Origin of the sequence: Streptomyces soli (assembly GCF_003999195.1) — a bacterium.
GTDB lineage: Bacteria > Actinomycetota > Actinomycetes > Streptomycetales > Streptomycetaceae > Actinacidiphila > Actinacidiphila soli.
The window spans coordinates 16,960-31,527 of the sequence record NZ_RJVR01000176.1 but is presented as its reverse complement, the minus strand read 5'-3'; the positions used below and the strand labels follow the sequence as shown (position 1 = coordinate 31,527).

Annotated in this window: 13 protein-coding genes and 1 pseudogene; 6 read left to right on the top strand and 8 right to left on the bottom strand. The window is 70.9% G+C overall.

All coding sequences use genetic code 11. The features are described from left to right. The first annotated feature begins 309 nt into the window (after positions 1-309). The 6 genes and pseudogenes from EFK10_RS15235 (at position 310) to EFK10_RS15210 (ending at position 6,655) form a co-directional block, all read left to right on the top strand. Positions 310-513: a cold-shock protein gene (locus EFK10_RS15235; RefSeq protein ID WP_010985872.1), complete on the top strand. Its 204-nt coding sequence runs from the start codon at positions 310-312 to the stop codon at positions 511-513. Between the two features lie 189 nt (positions 514-702). Further along, positions 703-2,169: a DEAD/DEAH box helicase gene (locus EFK10_RS15230; protein WP_127356231.1), complete on the top strand. Its 1,467-nt coding sequence runs from the start codon at positions 703-705 to the stop codon at positions 2,167-2,169. Between the two features lie 71 nt (positions 2,170-2,240). Continuing rightward, positions 2,241-2,549, top strand: coding sequence for an SCO5918 family protein (locus EFK10_RS15225; protein WP_127356230.1), 309 nt, complete (start codon positions 2,241-2,243; stop codon positions 2,547-2,549). Between the two features lie 43 nt (positions 2,550-2,592). Beyond that, positions 2,593-3,636 (top strand): YihY/virulence factor BrkB family protein, encoded by a 1,044-nt coding sequence (locus tag EFK10_RS15220; protein WP_127356229.1) that lies wholly within the window; start codon positions 2,593-2,595, stop codon positions 3,634-3,636. Between the two features lie 25 nt (positions 3,637-3,661). Then, positions 3,662-3,826 (top strand): annotated as a pseudogene (locus tag EFK10_RS15215) (DUF4235 domain-containing protein); the annotation flags it as partial. A 189-nt stretch (positions 3,827-4,015) separates the two neighbouring features. After that, complete coding sequence (locus tag EFK10_RS15210; RefSeq protein WP_127356228.1) at positions 4,016-6,655, top strand: beta propeller repeat protein; 2,640 nt, start codon at positions 4,016-4,018, stop codon at positions 6,653-6,655. 48 nt (positions 6,656-6,703) lie between these two features. Here EFK10_RS15210 and EFK10_RS50185 read toward each other — a convergent pair whose 3' ends face one another. The 8 genes from EFK10_RS50185 to EFK10_RS15175 all read right to left on the bottom strand — a co-directional run bounded on the left by EFK10_RS50185 (position 6,704) and on the right by EFK10_RS15175 (position 14,552). Then, positions 6,704-7,186 carry a hypothetical protein gene (locus EFK10_RS50185; RefSeq protein ID WP_240677232.1) on the bottom strand — a complete coding sequence of 161 codons (483 nt, stop codon included), beginning with the start codon at positions 7,184-7,186 and terminating at the stop codon, positions 6,704-6,706. A 52-nt stretch (positions 7,187-7,238) separates the two neighbouring features. After that, positions 7,239-7,982 carry a class I SAM-dependent methyltransferase gene (locus EFK10_RS15200; protein WP_127356227.1) on the bottom strand — a complete coding sequence of 248 codons (744 nt, stop codon included), beginning with the start codon at positions 7,980-7,982 and terminating at the stop codon, positions 7,239-7,241. Positions 7,983-8,197: 215 nt separating this feature from the next. Continuing rightward, positions 8,198-8,332 (bottom strand): hypothetical protein, encoded by a 135-nt coding sequence (locus tag EFK10_RS52055; RefSeq protein ID WP_265737513.1) that lies wholly within the window; start codon positions 8,330-8,332, stop codon positions 8,198-8,200. Between the two features lie 56 nt (positions 8,333-8,388). Further along, entirely contained in the window at positions 8,389-9,702 is a 1,314-nt protein-coding gene (locus tag EFK10_RS15195; RefSeq protein ID WP_240677231.1) for an Nramp family divalent metal transporter, read from the bottom strand. Positions 9,703-9,943: 241 nt separating this feature from the next. Beyond that, positions 9,944-11,620: a chaperonin GroEL gene (gene groL, locus EFK10_RS15190; protein ID WP_127356226.1), complete on the bottom strand. Its 1,677-nt coding sequence runs from the start codon at positions 11,618-11,620 to the stop codon at positions 9,944-9,946. A gap of 153 nt (positions 11,621-11,773) precedes the next feature. Beyond that, positions 11,774-12,799, bottom strand: coding sequence for an NAD(P)-dependent alcohol dehydrogenase (locus tag EFK10_RS15185; RefSeq protein ID WP_127356225.1), 1,026 nt, complete (start codon positions 12,797-12,799; stop codon positions 11,774-11,776). After that, positions 12,796-13,512 (bottom strand): iron-sulfur cluster assembly protein, encoded by a 717-nt coding sequence (locus tag EFK10_RS15180; protein WP_127356224.1) that lies wholly within the window; start codon positions 13,510-13,512, stop codon positions 12,796-12,798. Before EFK10_RS15180 ends, EFK10_RS15185 begins: the two co-directional genes overlap by 4 nt. Further along, the gene (locus EFK10_RS15175; RefSeq protein WP_127356223.1) at positions 13,509-14,552 is read right to left on the bottom strand and encodes an amidohydrolase family protein; all 1,044 of its coding nucleotides are present in this window, start codon (positions 14,550-14,552) and stop codon (positions 13,509-13,511) included. Before EFK10_RS15175 ends, EFK10_RS15180 begins: the two co-directional genes overlap by 4 nt. Positions 14,553-14,568: the final 16 nt, after the last annotated feature.

The window sequence follows — 14,568 nt, the reverse complement described above, 5'->3', positions numbered from 1 at the left end:
GGAGTGCCGCGTTCCGCGGAGCGAATATCTACTGTCGCCGGTGCAGAAATTATCGCAATGCGCGGTGAGGGTTTATGGCGTAACGGGCGGAGCGATATCACTTGCCGCGCCCAGCCGCTCGCACCGTGCTACGGTTGATCACAGTTGCAGTTGTGGTTCCCAAAGACTTCAAGTGCTCTTGTCGGCTTTCTCTGCTGATAGGCGCTCTTTTGTATTTCCGGTGCTTTGCTTCCGGACAGGGCAATCATTACAGCGACGCGGGGTTCGCACAGTGCGGACCTCCGGGTATTGCCCCGAAGGAGATTTGACATGGCTAGTGGCACCGTGAAGTGGTTCAACGCGGAAAAGGGCTTTGGCTTCATCGAGCAGGACGGCGGCGGCGCCGACGTCTTCGCCCACTACTCGAACATCGCCACCTCCGGCTTCCGTGAGCTTCAGGAGGGCCAGAAGGTGAACTTCGACGTGACGCAGGGCCAGAAGGGCCCGCAGGCCGAGAACATCGTTCCCGCCTGACGCTGAACCCTTCGACGCAGCTGGGTCCGCACCGCGAGGTGCGGACACCGGCTCGTTGTTTTTTTGGGCCGTTCCGCTCGCCAGGCCCGGGCTTTGAATTCGTCTTCTTCGGCTCGTTCCTGCGATTCCTTGCGCCGCTCATCGCTGCCAGGAATTCCTCGATACGTGTCGCATCGAGGAAGGTTCTGCATGAACCGCACATCGCGCACGAACGACCGTTACTCCCGATCCCGAACGGGCGGCTCCGGCGGCAACCGACGTCGTCCCGCCGCGCCGCAGGGTGAGTTCGCCCTGCCGGTCACCGTCACCCCGGCCCTGCCCCCGGCGGCGACATTCGCCGAGCTGGACATGCCGCTCCCGCTGCTGACGACGCTCACCGGCCTGGGCATGACCGAGCCGTTCCCGATCCAGGCGGCCACGCTGCCGAACTCGCTGGCCGGCCGTGACGTCCTCGGCCGCGGCCGCACCGGGTCGGGGAAAACCCTCGCCTTCGGCCTGGCACTGCTCGTCCGCACCGCCGGACAGCGAGCCGAGTCCGGCCGCCCGCTGTCCCTGGTCCTCGTGCCCACCCGGGAACTGGCCCAGCAGGTCACCGACGCGCTCACCCCCTACGCCCGGTCGCTGAAGCTGCGGCTGGCCACCGTGGTCGGCGGCATGTCGATCGGCCGGCAGGCGAACGCCCTGCGCGCCGGTGCCGAGGTCGTCGTCGCCACTCCGGGACGGCTCAAGGACCTCATCGAGCGCGGCGACGCCCGCTTGGACCGGGTCGCCATCACCGTCCTGGACGAGGCCGACCAGATGGCCGACATGGGCTTCATGCCCCAGGTCACCGAGCTGCTCGACCAGGTCCGCCCCGACGGCCAGCGGATGCTGTTCTCGGCCACCCTGGACCGTAACGTCGACCTCCTGGTCCGCCGCTACCTGCACGACCCGGTGGTCCACTCGGTCGACCCCTCGGCCGGCGCGGTCACCACGATGGAGCACCACGTGCTGCACGTGCACGGCGCGGACAAGCACGCCACCACCACCGAGATCGCGGCCCGCGACGGCCGGGTCCTCATGTTCCTGGACACCAAGCACGCCGTGGACCGGCTCACTGAGCACCTGCTGAACAGTGGCGTACGGGCGGCGGCGCTGCACGGCGGGAAGTCCCAGCCGCAGCGCACCCGCACCCTCGCCCAGTTCAAGACCGGCCACGTCACGGTGCTGGTGGCCACCAATGTCGCGGCGCGCGGCATCCACGTCGACAACCTCGACCTGGTCGTCAATGTCGACCCGCCCAGCGACCACAAGGACTACCTGCACCGGGGCGGCCGCACCGCCCGCGCGGGTGAGTCCGGCAGCGTCGTCACCCTGGTGCTGCCCAACCAGCGCCGCGAGATGGCCCGGCTGATGGCCACCGCCGGCATCACCCCGCAGACGCACCAGGTCCGCTCCGGCGAGGCCGAGCTGACCCGGATCACCGGCGCCCAGGCCCCCTCCGGGGTCCCCGTCACGATCACCGCACCGGCGGCGGAGCGTACCGAGCGCGGCGCCTCCTCGGGTCGCGGCCGGCGTAGCCGCCCCGCTCACGACCGCCGCTCCCCCGGATCCTCCTCGTCCTCGGCGCGGACCGGCGGCACGCAGCGCCGGTCCTCTCTCACCAGCGCCGCGTAGGAGCTGCCCGGAGCACCTCAGACCAGCCACGTCCCCTTTCCGGCTTTCTCCTGAACCCTGTCGAGGCACCCATGCGCTGCGTCATCGCCCACTTCTCGTTCGACCTGGTCAAGAGTGAAGTGCTGCAGTCGATGAAGGGCATCAAGCCCGAACCCGTCACGGGCGCGTCCGTGATCATCGGCCGCCGTACCTACCCCGTCATGCAGGTGGGGGAAGTGATCACCAGGCAGGACCGGCGCGACTTCTCCGCCGGCGAGGTGACCAGGGCGCTGACCCGCCTCGGCTTCACCTGCCGCCCGGCCCCCGCGGCCGTCCCCGTCGCGGTCCTCAACCCGCTCGAGACGGCGGCGGCACTGCTCGGGTATCCCGCCCGTATGTGATCTCCGCAGGATTGAGCGGCGCCTTCACGGTTACCCGTCACCCATGGCACGGATACGGATGCCCGGGCACCGTAGCGGGCACGACGAGTCTGAACGACGCACCGACGGGGCGCCGCCCGGCGAGGGGCCGGGCCCGGATCCGCAGGTGGAGCGGGCCGCGCCCGACGAGCCGACGCAGATGCCGAGGAAGGCCTGGTGGCCGGTGCTGCGCCGGACGTTCGGCGAGTTCCAGGACGACGAACTCACCGACCGGGCCGCCGCATTGACGTACTACGGGATCCTGTCCCTCTTCCCGGCCCTGCTGGTGCTGGTGTCGCTGCTGGGGGTCGCCGGGCGGTCGGCGACGCAGCAGGTGCTGGACAACCTCAGGCAGCTCGCGCCGGGCTCCGCGCGGCAGGTGATCACCAATGCGGTGGAGCAGTTGCAGGGCAGGGGCAGCACCGGGTCGGTGCTGGCGATCGTCGGCCTGCTGGCGGCGGTGTGGTCGGCGTCGAGCTATGTGGCCGCGTTCATCCGGTCCGCGAACGCCGTGTACGACATCGCAGAGGGGCGCCCGATCTGGAAGCTCACCCCGATCCGGCTGGCGGTGACGGTGGTGCTGATGGTGCTGGCGTGCGCCAGTGCGCTGATCGTGGTGTTCACCGGCGGTGTCGCGCGGCAGGCCGGCACCGCGCTGGGGATCGGCGACACCGCGCTGACGGTGTGGTCCATCGCCAAGTGGCCGGTCCTGGCCCTGCTGGTCACCAGCATGATCGCGACCCTGTACTGGGCCTCACCGAACGCGAAACTGCACGGCTTCCGGTGGATCACCCCGGGAAGTTTCCTGGCGCTGCTGATCTGGCTGGCCGCCTCCGCGGGCTTCGCCGCCTACGTGGCGAACTTCGGCTCGTACAACAAGACCTACGGCACCCTCGCCGGGGTGATCATCTTCCTGGTGTGGCTGTGGATCACGAACCTGGCGATCCTGCTGGGCCTGGAGTTCGACGCCGAGATGGCCCGCGAACGCGCCATCCTCGGCGGCCTCCCCGCCGACGAGGAGCCGTACGTCCAGCCGCGCGACACCCGCACCTGGGAGGACGAACGGTAGGCCGACCGTGCCGGGGTAGGCGCGCGGCCACGAGGACGACGCCCCCAACGCCACCGACGAGGAGCGCACCTGGCAGGAAGTCCTCCTCGCTGCCGCCGTCCAGGGAGCCGTCTTCGCCACCGTCAAAGCCGCCGTCGACCGCGGCGGCGCCACGGCCACCCGGAGCCTCACCGGCAAGTGGCCCGGCTGACGGCGGCGGGGGCGGGCGGGGGCCGGGGCTTGCCGGGGTGGTGGCCCCCGCAAAACCCAATGCAGCGGGGGTGTGGGGGCGGCAAATGACAGGTGCTGGACAAAGATTTGGCCAAGCCAGGGACGTTTCGGCTCGGCCGTGATCGGGTCTCCTCCGACGGCTGTGTCAATGCCCGTTTGGGAGGATCTGGTGTCAGCACCAACCCGTAAAAGACGATGGTTCACGATCTGCGCCATCACCGCATCCGCCGCCCTCGTCGCCGTACCCGCAGGCGCCGCGTCAAGCCAGGGCAGTCCCTTCGGGGCCCGTACGACTGCACAACTCGCGGCCGAGCGCCTGCAGTCGATGGGCGGTGTCAGCGCCAAGGCGAAGGCGCAGGACTCCGACGGCGGCAACGAGGCCGACGAGATAGCCGAGGGCGCCGACCAGTACGCCGAGGCCCGGACGTCGCCGGGTGTCGTGGCGCCGGGGGCGTACGGCGCCGCCTGGAGCAGCCTGAGCAACCTGCCGAGCACCGGGGGAAGCTGGCAGAACGTCACGAACCTGCCGTACAACTCCGACGACCCGCGCTACCGCGACTACGACTCCAACTCCAGCGGCGGCTCGGGCAACGTCACCGGCCGCCTGGCGGCGATGGCCGCCGACAACGGCGGTTACGTCTACGCGGGCAGCGCCGGCGGCGGAGTGTGGCGGTCCGGGACCGGCGGCGGGAAATGGCAGCCGATCAGCGACAAGCTTTCCTCGCAGTCCACTGGCGCACTCGCGCTCGACAGCAGCGGCAGGCTCTGGCTGGGCACCGGCGAGGCGAACACCAACGCGGACGCCTACCTCGGCAGCGGGGTCTACGTCCTGTCGAGCCCCCACCACGGCACCTTCTCCTCCCGCAGCCGGGTCGGCGGCGACGAACTGGAGAGCACCACCATCCACCAGCTGCGCTTCGGCGGCGGCAAGGTGTACGCGGCGACCAGCGAGGGCGTGTGGAGCCACTCCACGAAGAAGCTCAGCGGTGCCTGGAAGCTCGAGTACGCGCCCAACCCCGACTACCTGCCCGGCGGTTCGCTGGCCAACGACCCCTCGGCCCCGTACAAGAACATCGCCAACGACATCGCGATCGACCCGAAGGACCCCTCGAAGGTGGTCCTGGCGGTCGGCTGGCGCAGCGGTGACGACTACAACGGCTTCTACACCAAGGTGAACGGCACCTGGACGCGGATCACCAGCGGCCTGGGCGACCTGCCCTCCGACGCGGCAAACGTCGGCAACGTCACCTTCGCCCGCTCCGCCGACGGCTCGCGCTACTACGCGATCGAGCAGTCCCCGGAGCAGCTGAACACCAACCCGGACAGCGGCCTGGAGGGCATCTACGTCTCCAAGTCCGGCTCTCCCACCGGCTCCTGGACGAAGATCGCCGACTACCAGGGCCTCGCCTCCGACGGCTCCGCGCTGACCTCCAGCGGCTACATGCCGGGCGTACAGGCCTGGTACAACCAGTTCCTGACCGTCGACCCGGCCAACGCGCAGCACGTGTACGCGGGCCTGGAAGAGGTCTACGAGACCAAGGACGGCGGCAGCAGCTGGTCGACCGTCGGCCCGTACTGGAACTTCGGCTTCTCCTGCTGGAGCATCGACCCCACCAAGCAGACCGGCGACTGCAACCAGACCACCCACTCCGACCAGCACGGCGTCGCCATCGGTAGCTACCACGGCAAGAGTTACGTGTACGTGGGCAATGACGGCGGCGCGTACAAGCGGCCGGTCAACGGCTCGCAGGACTCCTCCGGCCACGCCACCGACTGGACGTCGCTCAACGACGGCACCATCGACACCCTCCAGTACTACTCGGTGGGCGTCGGCAAGGACCTGACGTACGGCGGCGTCTCGGTCACCGGCGGCCTGCAGGACAACGGCCAGTCCTTGCTGCGCAGCAACGACAAGGTCATGGGCTCCAACTTCGGCGGTGACGGCGGCGACACCCTCACCGACCCGGCCAACGGCTGCAACATCGCCGAGGAGTACGTCTACCTCGCGGTCCAGATCACCCAGAACTGCGCCGTCAACAACGGCTCCTGGATCGACGGATCCGGCCCGATCACCTCGTACTCCGTCGCGCCGCCCGACAACGCCACCGGCGAGGCCCGCTTCATCGCCCCGCTCGCCGCCGACCTGAAGGACAGCTCGACCTGGATCGCGGGCGGCCGCCACGTGTGGGTGCAGACCCACGGCTACGCCATCCGCAGCGGCGACGAGTGGACCAACGCGTACGACCTCGGCGCGGGCCACACCGCCACCGCCGTCGCCTCCTCCGGCGGCAAGGTCTACGCGGCCTGGTGCGGCCCCTGCAACAACCAGGGCTTCACCCGGGGCATCTCCGTCGGCAACGCGGACGGCACCGGCTGGCACGACATCACCCTGCCGGCCGACGGGACCGTGCCGAACCGCTACCTCAGCGGCTTCGCCATCGACCCGAAGGACGCGAACCACGTCTACCTCGCGGTCAACGGCTTCTCGCGGCACTGGACCGAGGGCCCCGGCGCGGGCGTCGGCCACGTCTTCGAGTCCAAGGACGGCGGCACCACCTGGACCGACATCTCGGCGAACCTCCCCGACGTGCCGGCCGACTCCGCGATCGTCCTGCCCAACGGCGGCCTCGCCGTCGCCACCGACCTCGGCGTCGTCTACCGCGCGCCGGGCCGTACGAGCTGGAAGCGCGTCGGCAACCTGCCCGCCGTCGCCGTGCTCCAGCTGAAGCTCAGCCCGAACGGCAAGACCCTGTACGCGGCCACCCACGGCCGCGGGATCTACACGATCGGCGTACGCGGCCTCAGGTAAGCGGCACGGCGGTACGAGGAGGGGTGACCCCGGGGCTGGAACCGGGGGTCACCCCTCCTTCGCGTACGGGACCACGCTGATTTTGAGCCTGAAGGCAGCCCGCGCCGCGCCCGCCACGTCCGGCGCCTTCGCCAGCGCGGTGACCTCGGCCGCCCCCGCCCGCACCCCGGCGCACCGCAGCGACGCATGGCCGGTGCCGTCCGCGTCAACCCGCCACCCGGACGCCAGTACGAGAACCGGCGCCGAACTGTGCACCGCCGTCCACCGCCTGTCGTCGGTGCGCGGCCGCAGGGTCAGGGTCACCACGGTCCCGGGCCGCACGCACAACTGCTGCTCCACCGCACCGCCCGGCTCCACGGTGATCTCCGCGTGCCCGGCGGCGCAGCTCCCCGTGGGGGCGGAGGACCCGGACGGCCCTCCCGTACCGCCCCCGCCCGCTGGGCCGCCGCCCGCCGGCCCGCCGCACGCCGCCAGCACGACCACCCCGGCAACCACTCCGGCGATCGCCGTCCACCCGGCCCAGCACCGCATCCCAGCACCTCCCGACCGACCCGCTCGCGTACTACCAGCATGCCGGGCAAAGCTACGGCTGGGCTTCCCGGCGGAACAGCGCCGTCCAGAGGAAGGGTTCGCCGAAGCGCGGGGACTCGGGCGGTTCGTCGCGCATGCGGCGCAGTTCGACCTCGGTCAGGTCGGAGAAGATCCAGCGGAGCGACTCCGCCGTGTAGGCGAGGCCGCCATGGAGGCCGGACTGGCGATAGAAGTCGACGTCGGGGAGTTCGGACCCCATCCCGCCGGACGCGAAGCAGACGAGGGCGAAATGGCCGCCGGGCGCGAGGGCCCGGTCGAGCAGGGCCAGATAGCTGAGGCGGCGGTGCGGCGGCAGATGGTGGAAGCAGCCGGAATCGTAGATCAGGTCGTACGGGCCGCCTCCCGGTTCGCCACCGGCGAGCTTCGCGAAGGCGTCCCCGCAGCGGAACCGGACCTCGGCCCCCGCCTCGCGGGCGCGCTCCTCGGCCCAGGCGATGGCCGCCGGGGAGAGGTCGACGGCGTCCACCTCGAAGCCCCGCGAGGCCAGATGGAGCGCGTTACGACCCGGCCCGCAGCCCAGGTCCAGGGCCCGGCCCCCGGTGATCAGGCCCCGGTCCAGGTACGAGACCAGGTTCTCGTCCGGCTTCGCCACGAAGAACGGCACCGGCTTGGACGGATCCGCGTAGAAGCCGTCCCACCACGAGGCCGCACCCGCTGTCCAGCGGTCCGCCTCCGGCGCGAACAGGCCGTCCAAGAGCCCCAGCACATCGTCCAACGAGCGTATGTTCCGGTCCATCCGGTCCCCTTTCCCCAGGAGGAAATTTTATCCCCGGCGGACACAAAAGCCCAGGTCAGACGGCATGATCGGATGCCATCACCGGCCCTCTGCGGGGCTCTGACGCGGATGCCGGGGATCGCCCTTCACGGGTGACGCGCATCACCGTCCACACCCCGCCGAAGCCCGTCACGGCGGCAATCCGCGCCACGCCGGCCCGGGTTTTCGCAGCGAAATCACTCACGCAGCGCCGCGACGGCCCGCGCGGCGGCGGCGCCGATCGCGGCATTGATCGCCGCGTCGTCCGAGCCCGGCCGGGACCTCGTGAAAACCGCGGCCGCATACCGGCGACCGTTCGGGTACGAGATCACGCCGACCTCATTCATTCCACCCCGCCCGGCCGAGGGACGAAGGAAAAGCGCCGGGCTCAGCCGCCCAGCAGGCTGACCAGGAGGGCGGCGTTGAGCCCCACAACGACCAGGCTGACAGCCCAGCCGCCGTATGTCGTCGCGGGCCGGTTGACCCACCGGCCCATGACGGCGGGATCACGGGTGAGGGCGATCAGCGGGAAGAGGGCGAAGGGGATGCCGAAGGACAGGACGACCTGGCTGATGACGAGGGCGGCTGTCGGGCTCGCGCCGCTGGCCAGGATCGCGAGGGCGGGCGCCATGGTGAGCACCCGGCGCAGGATCAGCGGTATGCGCCGTCCGAGGAAACCGCCCATCACCACCTCCCCCGCGTACATGCCGACGCTGGTGCCGGCCAGGCCCGAGACGAGCAGGGCCAGCGCGAACACGAGCGCCGCCCCGGGCCCGACGAGCCGCCCGTACGCGTCGTGCGCCGCGCCGAGCGACTGGGCCGCCTCGGGCGCACCGGGGTGGAAGAGGGTCGCCGCCGACACCAGCAGGGCTACGTTGACCGCGCCGGCCAGGCCCATCGCGATGAGTACGTCGGCCCGTACGTGACGCAGGAGCCTGCGGCGCAGCGGGCGGTCCCGGTCACCCGGCGGGCCGCCGCCCGTCTCGAGGGAGCCGGGGGCGAGGGAGAGGCTGTAGCGGTCACTGGTCAGCGCCGAGTGCAGGTAGATGACGTGCGGCATCACCGTGGCGCCGACGATGCCGCCGGCCAGCACCAGGCTCTCGGCGCCCGACAGGCGCGGCAGCAACCCGCCGGCCGCCGTGGCCACCGGGGAGCCCGTGCCCAGCACCTGGCGGAGAAACAGCCCGAGCAGACAGGCCAGGCAGCCCGCCATCAGCACCTCGAACCGCCGTTGCCCACGGCCGCGCATCGGCATGACCGCCAGCGAGGCGGCACCGACGACCAGGCCGCCGAGCCACAACGGCAGTCCGAAGAGCAACTGCAGGGCGATGGCCCCGCCGACGACCTCGGCGAGGTCGGTCATCACCACGATGGCCTCCGCCTGGGCCCACAGCCCCCACACGACCGGCGTCCGGTACCGGACCCGGCACAGCTGCGGCAGGCTCATGCCGGTGGCGACGCCGAGCTTGGCGGAGAGGTACTGCAGCAGCATCGCGACGACGTTCGCGCTGAGCAGCACCCACAGCAGCAGCGGTCCGAAGGCCGCGCCCGCCTGCACATTGGTGGCGAAGTTCCCCGGGTCGACGTAGGCGATGGCCGCGACGAAGGCCGGTCCGAGCAGCGCGTACGACAGCCCCGAGCGCAGCCACGGCCCGCGCTCCCCCGGGGTCCGGCCGCCTCCGGCGGTCTTTGCCAGGGACACCGGGCCCGGAATGGCCGACCACGGTGGCCGGCCTGGTCGAGCCGCGGAAGGATCAGCCGTCATGTCACCGCACTCCTTGTCGCTTCCGTCTCGTGGCCCGGGGGACTGCGCGGTCAGCCACAACGCCGCTGCGGTCGACGCCGGTTGCGCCCCACAGGCGCGCGGGGAACTGCGCGCTCAGCCACCACCTCGCCGCAGTCGCCGACGCACAACAACCGCAACGGCGTGTAGCCGCCCGCCCTCACGGGATGTTGGACGGCCGGGCCAGCCCCTCCGCGAGGTCACCGATCTCCGGGGAGACGATGGAGCCAGGGTTGCCGATGACCTCCTCGACGACCAGGGTCTCGGTGGTGAGCAGGAGCGCGGCGATGGACGCGGCGCTGAGGAGGGCGCTGCGGGTGACCTTGACGGGGTCGATGACGCCGCGTATGTGCAGGTCGGCGTAGTCGCCGCGCAGGGCATCCAGGCCGAAGCCGACGGGCAGGGCGGCGACCCGCTGTTCGGCCTCGTCGGGGTCGAGGCCGGCGTTGATGGCGATCCAGCGCAGCGGTTCCGCGAGGGCCTTGGCGACGATGGCGCGCCCGATGGCAGGGTCGCCGCTGAAACCGTCACCGTCACCGGACCCGGACCCGTCGAGGGCCGCGATGTCGGCGCGCACGTGCACCAGGGCTGCCCCGCCGCCCGCGACGACGCCCTCCTCGGCGGCGGCACGCGTGGCGGCGAGAGAGTCCTCCAACCGCATCTGCTTCTCCCGGAGTTCGACGCCGCTGGCGGCGCCGACGCGGATGACGGCGACGCCGCCGGAGAGCTTGGCGATGCGTTCGCCGAGCTTGTCGCGGTCGTGGTCGTTGGTGGCGCGTTCCAGCTCGGTCTTGAGGTTCTCGATGCGTTCGCTCACCCGTTCCTTGCCGCCCGCACCGCCGAGGATGGTGGTGGAGCGCTCGGTGGCGATGACCTTCTCGGCGCGCCCCAGGTCCTCCAGGGTGGCGCCTTCGAGGGTGCGGCCGGCGGTGCCGGTGATGACCCGGCCGCCGGTCAGGGCCGCCATGTCCTCCAGCTCCGCGATGCGCCGGAAGCCGAAGCCGGGGGCGCGTACGGCGAGGGAACGGAAGGTGCCGTGGGCCGCGTTGGTGACGAGCATGCCGAGCGCGGGACCGTCGACGTTCTCGGCGATCACCACCAGCGGGGCGCCGGTGCGGGTCACCTGGTCCAGGAGCGGCATCAGTTCCCGCACCTTGACGATCTTGGTGTCGCAGTAGAGAAGGTACGGATTCTCCAGCACCGCCTCCATGCGTCCCTGGTCGGTGACCATGTACGGCGAGACCCAGCCGTTGTCGAACTCCAGGCCCTCCGCGTACTCGACGCTCAGCCCGTACGCCGAGGACTCCTCGACGGTGACGACGCCGGTGCGCCCGACCCGGGCCACGGCCTCGGCGATGGCCGCGCCGATGGCCGGGTCGTTGTTGGCGGACAGCGCGGCGACGCGCACCAGTTCCTCGTCGGAGCTGAGCGGCCGGGACTGGGCGGCGAGGGAGTCGACGGCGGCGGCGACGGCGGCCTCGATGCCGTTCTTCAGCAGCACCGGGTTGGCGCCTTCGTTGACCGCCTTCAGACCCTCGCGCACGATGGCCTGGGCGAGCACGGTCGCGGTGGTGGTGCCGTCGCCGACGTCCCCGTTGGTGCGGGTGGCCACCTCCTTGACAAGCTGGGCGCCCATGTTGGCGAAGGGGTCCTTGAGCTGGATCTCGCGCGCGATGGTGACGCCGTCGTTGGTGATGGTCGGCGGTCCGGTCAGCTTCTCCAGAACCGCGTTACGGCCCTTGGGCCCGAGGGTGACGCGCACCGCGTCGGCGAGCGCGTTCACCCCGCTCTCCAGCAGTGCGCGCGCTTCGGCGTTGAAGCGCAAGTCCTTCGCCATAGCGGTGTCGTCCTTCCGTCCAGCGGTGTAGGTAAAGGGGGTTGCGGGCCGGTGGTGCGGTGGCGGCGGCCGGTGCAGAGCCCGTGGTGCGCCGACCCCTGGGGGTCCACGGACCGGGCCGCCGCCACCTGTACGGGGGGCAATGGGGCAGCGTCAGGGCACGAGCACCGCGCGCCCCCCCACACGGCCCTGGTCGAGGTCCTCCAGGGCCCGGTCGAAGGCGTCCAGGGGATAGGTGACGGTGTGCAGGGTGACGAGGCCACGCGCCGCCAGGTCCATCAGCTCCACCAGGTCGGTGTACGAACCCACCAGATTCCCAATGAAGTTGATCTCGGAGGAGATGATGTCGATGGTCGGCACGGACAAGGTGCCGCCGTAGCCGATGACGTAGTAGTCGCCGGCCCGCCGCAGCATCCGTACGCCGTCCTCCAGGGCGCCGCCCTCGCCGACGAAGTCGAGTACGGCCTCGGCGCCCTGTCCTCCGGTGAGCGAGGCCACCTGCTCGACCTGACCGCCGTCGGCGACCACCGTGTGGTGGGCGCCGAGCGTCTCGGCCAGCTTGAGCGCCTCGGGGGAGGAGTCGACGACGATCAGCTCGGCCGGGGTCAGGGCACGCAGCACCTGGACGCCGATGTGCCCGAGCCCGCCTGCGCCGATCAGCACGGCCTGGTCGCCCGGGGCGAGCCTGCGGGCCGCCTTCTTGGCCGCGTGGTACGCGGTCAGGCCGGCGTCGGCGAGGGCGGCGACGGCCGCCGGGGCGAGCCCCGGGCCGAGCGGGACGACGGCGCGGGCGTTGGTCCGCAGGTACTCGGCGAAGCCCCCGTCCGTGTCGATGCCGGGGAAGGCGCTCGCCCTACAGTGCACGTCGTCGCCGCGCCGACAGGCGGGGCACAGGCCACAGGTGACCAGCGGATGCAGGATCACCGGGTCGCCGGGGGCCAGACCGGTGACGGCGGAGCCCACTTCCGCCACCCAGCCCGCGTTCTCGTGGCCCTGGATGTACGGCAGGTCCACGCCGCTCTTGGCCGCCCACTGGCCCTCGATGATGTGCAGGTCGGTACGGCACACCCCGGCGCCGCCGATCCGGACCACCACGTCCAGCGGCCCGGAGACCACCGGGTCGGGCACCTCGTCCAGCACGGGCGGGCGGTCGTAAGCATGCAGGCGTACGGCTTTCATCGGTTTCCCTCCTCTTCCGACGGCCCGTAACGGACCGCGAGCAGGCCCTCGCAGACCTCGGTGTTGGCACCGATGCCGACCCCTGCCGTACGGCCCCGCCGCAGGTGCCATTCGAGGGCGGCGGCCGGCACCGGCCGCCCCTGATCGTCGGCGAACAGCGGTGCTGCGGGACCGGAGGGCAGGCCGAGCAGGGTCCGCCGCCGGCGCAGCGTCACCGTGAGCCGTTCCGGCACGTCGCCGAGGACCGCGTCGGCGAGCTGCAGCATGGTCCAGCCGCGCTCCACCAGACGCTTGCCGAGCCGGGCCTGGGCGGCGAGGTGTCCTTTGCGTACGAACACCGCCCGCAGCTCCTCCATACGGTCGGGATCGGCGAGGCCGGGGAACGACTCGGCGAAGCCCTTGCCGCACCCGACCCCCTCGTTGATCTCCTCGGAGGCGAAGTGGTCCTCCAGGATCACCCGGCACTCGCCGGCCCAGGAGAGCGCGGCCAGGGCGCGCCGGGCGTCCTCCACCATCAGCCAGGCGAAGTTGGGGGCGCAGAAGTAGGTGGGCAGCCGGAGGGTGGCCTCCACGGAGCCGTCGGCGCCGACGCTGACGGACCGTACGAAGCCGAGTTCGGTGATCGGCCGGTCGAGTTCCGGGTCGAGGACCGTCGCCAGCGCGGTGTTGACGGCGGTGGCCCGGTCCACCGCCTCGGTGACGGTGGCGGTCATGCCGCTGCCGACCCGGTGTTCGGCCCGACCGACGCGCCTTCTTCCGGTCGGGCGGTGGGCAGCTGGGCGTGCTCGGGGACCTTGAGGTCGTAGAGCCGGGCGTGGTTGAGGCCGAGAATCTTGCGCTTGATGTCGGTGGTCAGGACGCCGTACTCGCTCTGCAGGTCCTCGGGGATCTGGAAGTCTACGAACCGCTCGATGAGCCACTTGGGGCTCCAGATCGCGTAGTCGCTGCCGAAGACGATCCGGTCGTCGTCCAGCCAGTACAGCAGCTCGCCGATGATCTTGGCGAAGTAGCGAGGCCGCGTGTGGATGAACGGGAGGACCACGGACAGGCCCGCGTACACGTTCGGCTCCTGCGTGGCGATCCAGCAGAAGTCGTCGAGGCGCGGCAGCCCGGCGTGCTCCACGATGAAGTTGAGCTCTGGGAAGGCGCTGGCCGCGTGGTCGACGTCGGCGACGTCGAAGGCGTCCCGGTTCAGCGGCCAGATGGTGGGGCCCTTGTGGATGTGGATGTTGCGGATGCCGAGCCGCGCGCACAGCGCCAGGTAGTCCTGCGCCTCGGGGTCGGAGAGCTTCCAGCCCTTGGAGGAGCCGCGCCACTCGGCGGTGTAGAGCTTGACGCCGCGCAGGTTCCACTCGGCGTGCAACTTCTCCAGGCGCTCCAGGCCGGGTTCGCCCTCGCGCGGGTCGAAGGCGCCGTTGACGATCAGCCGGTCGGGGTACTTGCGGGCCAGCGCGCCGTTGCGCTCGGTGGTGTTGAAGCCCTCGTGGTAGAACTCGCTGAGGTACGTGGGCTGGAAGATCGCCCAGTCCGCGTATCCGGTGTCGAAGATGTCGTGGACCAGGTCCTGCTCGCTGTACTTGCGGAACTTCTCCAGCGGCCAGACCCACTCCTGCGGGCTGAGGTTGCGCTGGTAGTCGTAGAAGCAGCGGATGAACCCCTCGCCGTACTTGTTGGTGGTGTTCTCCTCGCTGGCGTCCCAGTAGTGGATGTGCCCGTCGACGATGAAGTAGTCGACTCCGTCCTTGTGATACATGCGTGTTCTTGCCTTT

What these genes read in the sequence shown, in the direction of transcription:
- EFK10_RS15235 (WP_010985872.1), top strand. Translation starts at nt 310, where the DNA reads ATGGCTAGTGGCACCGTGAAGTGGTTCAACGCGGAAAAGGGCTTTGGC.
- EFK10_RS15230 (WP_127356231.1), top strand. Translation starts at nt 703, where the DNA reads ATGAACCGCACATCGCGCACGAACGACCGTTACTCCCGATCCCGAACG.
- EFK10_RS15225 (WP_127356230.1), top strand. Translation starts at nt 2,241, where the DNA reads ATGCGCTGCGTCATCGCCCACTTCTCGTTCGACCTGGTCAAGAGTGAA.
- EFK10_RS15220 (WP_127356229.1), top strand. Translation starts at nt 2,593, where the DNA reads ATGGCACGGATACGGATGCCCGGGCACCGTAGCGGGCACGACGAGTCT.
- EFK10_RS50185 (WP_240677232.1), bottom strand. Translation starts at nt 7,186, where the DNA reads ATGCGGTGCTGGGCCGGGTGGACGGCGATCGCCGGAGTGGTTGCCGGG.
- EFK10_RS15200 (WP_127356227.1), bottom strand. Translation starts at nt 7,982, where the DNA reads ATGGACCGGAACATACGCTCGTTGGACGATGTGCTGGGGCTCTTGGAC.
- groL (WP_127356226.1), bottom strand. Translation starts at nt 11,620, where the DNA reads ATGGCGAAGGACTTGCGCTTCAACGCCGAAGCGCGCGCACTGCTGGAG.
- EFK10_RS15185 (WP_127356225.1), bottom strand. Translation starts at nt 12,799, where the DNA reads ATGAAAGCCGTACGCCTGCATGCTTACGACCGCCCGCCCGTGCTGGAC.
- EFK10_RS15180 (WP_127356224.1), bottom strand. Translation starts at nt 13,512, where the DNA reads ATGACCGCCACCGTCACCGAGGCGGTGGACCGGGCCACCGCCGTCAAC.
- EFK10_RS15175 (WP_127356223.1), bottom strand. Translation starts at nt 14,552, where the DNA reads ATGTATCACAAGGACGGAGTCGACTACTTCATCGTCGACGGGCACATC.